The sequence below is a fragment of the Yersinia sp. J1 genome (genome assembly GCF_050586585.1).
Classification (GTDB): Bacteria; Pseudomonadota; Gammaproteobacteria; order Enterobacterales; family Enterobacteriaceae; genus Yersinia; species Yersinia entomophaga.
In genome coordinates this window covers 1-308 of sequence record NZ_JBOBDP010000062.1, presented here as the reverse complement: position 1 = coordinate 308, position 308 = coordinate 1, and the positions used below count along the sequence as shown (strand labels likewise).

Below are 308 nucleotides of genomic sequence, written 5' to 3'. Positions count from 1 at the left end.
TATCGATAAAGCGCTGAAAGCAGTCGATACTCAGCGCAGCGTGTTGGGTGCGTCTCAGAACCGTTTTGAGTCAACCATCACCAACCTGAACAACACTGTAAACAACCTGACTTCCGCACGTAGCCGTATTCAGGATGCCGATTACTCTACAGAAGTGTCCAACATGAGCCGTGCGCAGATCCTGCAGCAGGCAGGGACTTCCGTATTGGCACAGGCTAACCAGGTTCCACAAACTGTCTTGTCTCTGCTGCGTTAATTCCCCGTCGAGCAGGATATCGAGCCTCCGCATTGCGGGGGCTTTTTTGTGT

The 308-nt window shown here is 52.3% G+C and carries 1 protein-coding gene; it reads left to right on the top strand.

Translation table 11 applies throughout. From position 1 onward, the window contains the following. A partial coding sequence (locus tag ACQ4OC_RS19650) for a flagellin (RefSeq protein ID WP_430971570.1) occupies positions 1-256 on the top strand: 256 nt, incomplete at its 5' end. Positions 257-308 lie beyond the last annotated feature (52 nt).